The sequence below is a fragment of the Thioalkalivibrio sp. genome (assembly GCF_041685615.1).
In the GTDB taxonomy this organism is placed as follows: Bacteria; Pseudomonadota; Gammaproteobacteria; order Ectothiorhodospirales; family Ectothiorhodospiraceae; genus Thioalkalivibrio.
Window position 1 is genome coordinate 1 of sequence record NZ_JAWLFK010000092.1, and the last position, 4,131, is coordinate 4,131.

Here is a 4,131-nt window from a genome sequence, read left to right on the forward strand (position 1 = left end):
GTCGAGTGGTGGCGCACGTCCACGCCGGCCTCGCGGCAGGCCGCGTCCAGCATCGGCTCCAGCGCGATGGCCGGGACCACCTGTCCGAGGGCCTGGCGGCCGTGATCGGCCGCGTTCAGGTAGACGCGCCCGAGGCCACCGCGGCGACTGACGACGATGGAGCGGATCGCGGTGGCCCGGTCGGCCAGCGGTGCCCAGTAGCCCAGATCGTCCAGGAACTGCACGGAGCCGGCCGCCAGGGCATAGCCGCGGGTGTCATTGGCGTGCGCATCCGGTGCCGGCGGCGCGCCGCGCTCGAACAATGTGACCGCGTAGCCCGCCCGCGCCAGGGTACAGGCCGCGAGGCCGCCCACCGGACCACCGCCGACGATGGCGATGTCGCAGGTGTGGGGGGTCATGCCGTCATCCCTCGAGTGGGCAGATCCACCGCTTCATTCGCGGCCAAGCCCGCTCCCACAAGACCTGCATCACCCATCGCAGGATGCCGATGCGTAGGATGCCGACGAGCGCAGCGAATCGCATCACGGGGTGTGTAGCCCCGGGGTGAGCGGTGCGTTTCGCGGGGCTCAACGCACCCTACGGTTCTGGGCCGGCGGAGGCGGGTTGTCCGCTCCCCGATCGCGGGCAGGCCCGCTCCCACAGGGGGCTGGTCCGGCACTGGGTTATGGCGGGCGGGCATGGTCACTTCCAGCCCGGGAGGTCGCCGGCCATGCAGGCCTCGATGTCGGCGACGGTCTTGGGGCAGTCCACGCTCAGGACCTCGTGGCCGTCGCGGGTGACGGCCACGTCGTCCTCGATGCGTACGCCGATACCGCGCAACTCCTTCGGCGCCTCGCTGTAGGGACCGAAGTAGAGCCCGGGCTCCACGGTCATCACCATGCCCGGTTCCAGCTGGCGCCAGGCGTCACCGACGCGATAGTCGCCGACGTCGTGCACGTCCAGCCCCAGCCAGTGGCCGGTGCGGTGCATGTAGAACGGGCGGTAGGCCTGGTCGCGAATCAGCTTGTCCAGGCGGCCCTTGAGCACGCCCAACTCCTTCAGGCCGCGGGTCAGTTCGCGCACCGCGGTGGCGTGCGGGGTGTCCCAGTCGCTGCCGGGGCGGACCTGCTCGATCGCGGCGAGCTGCGCGGCCAGCACGCACTCGTAGACCTCGCGCTGGCGCTCGCCGAAGCGCCCGGAGACCGGGAAGGTACGGGTGATATCCGAGGCGTAGCCCTGCACCTCGCAGCCGGCATCGATCAGGAGCAGGTCACCGTCATTCAGCGCGGCGCGGTTCTCGATGTAATGCAGGATGCAGCCGTTCTCGCCGCCGCCGACGATGGACGGGTACGCGGTCTCCGTGCCGTAGCGGTGGAACTCGTGCAGCAGCTCCGCCTCCACCGCGAACTCGGTCAGGCCGGGCCGGCAGGCCTGCATTGCGCGCACATGCGCCTGCGAGGAGATGGCCGCGGCGTGGCGCATGAGCTTCAGCTCCGGCGCCTTCTTGAACAGCCGCTGCTCGTGCAGGTGGTGCTCCACGGCGACGAACTCGTGCGGCGCGCGCACGCCATTGCGAGCCTTGGCCCGGACCTGGTTGACCCAGCCGAACAGCCGCTGGTCCAGCGGTTCGTCGCGCCCGAACGGCGCCGCCAGTACCGCGCGGTTCTCCATCAGCCCCGGCAGGATCTCGTCGATGTCCTCGATCGGGAAGGCGCATTCGGCCCCATAGGTTTCCATCGCGCCGTCGGGCCCCGCCCGGCGTCCCTGCCAGGTCTCCTGGGTGGGGTCGCGGTCGCGGCAGAACAGGATGTATTCGCCGGCCGGGCGGCCCGGCACCAGCACTGCCACCGCATCCGGCTCGGGGAAGCCGGTCAGGTAGAGGAAGTCGCTGTCCTGACGGAAGGGATATTCGACGTCCCGGTTGCGCGTACGCTCGTGGGCGGCCGGGACGACGATGATCGAGTCCGGCCCGATCGCCCGCATCAACCGCTGGCGGCGCCGGGCCAACTCGCCCTGCGGGATCTCCGGCATCCGGCCCGGCCGGGGGGCTTGTCGCGTTCGCGTCATTGCATCGGGATCCGTTTCGGGTCGTCCGGGGCCAGCTCGTCGGCGATCAGCAACACGCCCACGCGCACGTATTCGTTGAGTTCCTCGAAGGCCGCCGCGTTGTCCTCGTCATCGTCCGGCTCCAGCTCGATGCGAGCAATCTCGGCGAAGTCGCGCAGGATCTCGCTCGCCTCGGCCGAGGGCTTGAGCTTACCCAACCGCGGCGTCTGCCCCAGCCCGGCAATGAAGCCGTCCACCCACTCCGACAGGGCCTGGGCCTGCGCCTCGATGGCGTCGTCCTCCGGCAGCAGCGGACCGAAGCCCAGCTCCACGTCGTAGAGCTGCGCCAGCAGCGCCCGCCGGATCGCCTCCACGGTCCTGCCGAAGTTGTCCCCGGCGCCCTCGGTGAGCGGCAAGGCCTCGCCCAGGCTCTGCTCCAGCGCATCGACATCGGCACCCGGGTCCGCCACCAGGCAACCGGTGAACAGCCCGTGGGCCGACGCCGGCGTCTGGGCAAAGCCCATGCTGCGCAGGCCATGCTCCAGCTGCTCGCGCAGGGCCGCGGGATCACGCTCCAGGCCGTCCTGCGACTTGGCATTGCCGGTGTGTGCGTCGCTCGCCATCAGAAGCTCTCCAGGCGCGCTTCGTAGGGGAACAGCAGGAAGCGGTAGAGGTCGTCCCCCACCTGCAGATGCGTGAATTGCGGCTCCCCCAGCTTGATCGCGTTGGACCCGGTGGAGGACAGCGCATTCAGACCAAAGCGCTTCTCCGCGATCAGGTCATTCAGCAACTGCTCCAGCTCGGCGTGCGGCACGCGGCCCGTATTGTCAACGATGCGGCACGGCTTGCCGTTGTGGGCCGTGCCCTCGATCACGGTGGCCTCGGGGCCGGGTTCGGGGGGCTGGGTCATGGGCAGCAACACTTGTCAGGGACGGGATTCGCCGTATTGTGGCCAGCGCGGGCACCGGGCCGCAACAAACCCCGGCATCACAAGTGTGCGCCCCCCAAAAAGTGAATGTGTTCCAGCAAGAAGATGGCCCAAGTTGACGCTCCGCGCGAAGCCCTCCTAGACTCCATGGATCAAACGCCCCGCGGCGAAGGCCGCCTGCCAACCGGGACCGAGGCCATGCAGCCGAACGACGATTCCGTGATCGACCCGACCGAGCGCCTTGAGGCCGCGATCACGCGCCTGCTGGAGGAGCACGCCGCCCTGCGCGAGGAGAACCACCTGTTGCAGGAGCAGGTGCGCCAGCTCAAGGGCGAGCGCGCGGCCTTCAAGGAACGCAACGAGCAGGCCCGCCACCGGGTCGAGAACATGATCGCGCGCCTGCGCTCGATGGAGCACAGCGAATGAGCCAGTCCGAACCCGTCCGCGTCTCCATCATGGGCAAGGAGTACCAGATCGCCTGCCCACCGGAGGAACGCGCCGATCTGTTCGCCTCCGCTTCGTTGATTGACGAACGCATGCGGGAGTTGCGGGATGGCGGCCGCGTGGTCGGCGCCGAGCGCATCGCGGTGATGGTGGCGCTCAACCTGGCGCATGAGCTGCTGGAATGCCAGCAGCAGAAGGCCGGCGCCGACTCGGCCGACAGTTCGGCGCGGCTGGTCGCCCTCGCCGACCGCATCGAGCAAAGCCTCGGCTCCTCGCGCTAGCGCGCCTGCCGGCGCGGCGCCCCGCCGCCCTCCCTTTCACCCGGGCATTCCCGGCCCGGGTGCGGCCCGCCACCCGCTACTCCATATTCATCATCCGGTGTTTCCGGTGGTCTCGGTCCGTCACCTGCCTTGTTGAGGCTGGCCCGGGTTCGTCTTCTGGTGTTTACGTGCCTTCGGTCCACATACTGCCCGGCGCTGACTCGCCAGCGCGCCCCGAGGTCCTTTCTTGCTTGCCCAAGAAAGGACCCAAAGAAGGGCACCCGGATTCCGCCCGGGAACCTTGCTCCAGGGCCCTCGGACCGGCGGCGCTGAACTCGCTGCGCTGCGCTTCGCTCAGACATCCAGCGCCTTGTCCCGGCCCGAGCACCCTTCCGCAAGGGGCTCCATACGGGAGGCGAAGGTCAAAACAGAAGGTGTTCCGACCCCTCGACATAACAATAGGCATTGCCGCCC

Annotated in this window: 6 protein-coding genes; 2 read left to right on the forward strand and 4 right to left on the reverse strand. The window is 69.2% G+C overall.

The window, feature by feature from the left end:
• The 4 genes from ACESLR_RS11650 to ACESLR_RS11665 all read right to left on the reverse strand — a co-directional run.
• A partial coding sequence (locus ACESLR_RS11650; protein ID WP_373067545.1) for an FAD-dependent monooxygenase occupies positions 1–398 on the reverse strand: 398 nt, incomplete at its 3' end.
• Between the two features lie 283 nt (positions 399–681).
• Positions 682–2,010: a Xaa-Pro aminopeptidase gene (pepP, locus tag ACESLR_RS11655; RefSeq protein ID WP_373026225.1), complete on the reverse strand. Its 1,329-nt coding sequence runs from the start codon at positions 2,008–2,010 to the stop codon at positions 682–684.
• 32 nt (positions 2,011–2,042) lie between these two features.
• Positions 2,043–2,648 (reverse strand): UPF0149 family protein, encoded by a 606-nt coding sequence (locus tag ACESLR_RS11660; protein WP_373026220.1) that lies wholly within the window; start codon positions 2,646–2,648, stop codon positions 2,043–2,045.
• Positions 2,648–2,935 carry a hypothetical protein gene (locus ACESLR_RS11665; RefSeq protein WP_373026222.1) on the reverse strand — a complete coding sequence of 96 codons (288 nt, stop codon included), beginning with the start codon at positions 2,933–2,935 and terminating at the stop codon, positions 2,648–2,650. Before ACESLR_RS11665 ends, ACESLR_RS11660 begins: the two co-directional genes overlap by 1 nt.
• A 216-nt stretch (positions 2,936–3,151) precedes the next feature.
• On the opposite strand from ACESLR_RS11665, the gene ACESLR_RS11670 reads away from it, so the two are divergent.
• Together ACESLR_RS11670 and ACESLR_RS11675 are read left to right on the forward strand one after the other, a co-directional pair.
• A complete protein-coding gene (locus ACESLR_RS11670) occupies positions 3,152–3,379 on the forward strand; it encodes a DUF904 domain-containing protein (protein WP_373026226.1) in 228 nt (75 codons plus the stop codon).
• Positions 3,376–3,678: a cell division protein ZapA gene (locus tag ACESLR_RS11675; RefSeq protein WP_373026224.1), complete on the forward strand. Its 303-nt coding sequence runs from the start codon at positions 3,376–3,378 to the stop codon at positions 3,676–3,678. Before ACESLR_RS11670 ends, ACESLR_RS11675 begins: the two co-directional genes overlap by 4 nt.
• Positions 3,679–4,131 lie beyond the last annotated feature (453 nt).

Excerpts from the sequence above, each read along its gene's own strand:
- ACESLR_RS11660 (WP_373026220.1), bottom strand. The coding sequence starts at position 2,648 with ATGGCGAGCGACGCACACACCGGCAATGCCAAGTCGCAGGACGGCCTG.
- ACESLR_RS11670 (WP_373026226.1), top strand. The coding sequence starts at position 3,152 with ATGCAGCCGAACGACGATTCCGTGATCGACCCGACCGAGCGCCTTGAG.
- ACESLR_RS11675 (WP_373026224.1), top strand. The coding sequence starts at position 3,376 with ATGAGCCAGTCCGAACCCGTCCGCGTCTCCATCATGGGCAAGGAGTAC.
- ACESLR_RS11665 (WP_373026222.1), bottom strand. The coding sequence starts at position 2,935 with ATGACCCAGCCCCCCGAACCCGGCCCCGAGGCCACCGTGATCGAGGGC.
- pepP (WP_373026225.1), bottom strand. The coding sequence starts at position 2,010 with ATGCCGGAGATCCCGCAGGGCGAGTTGGCCCGGCGCCGCCAGCGGTTG.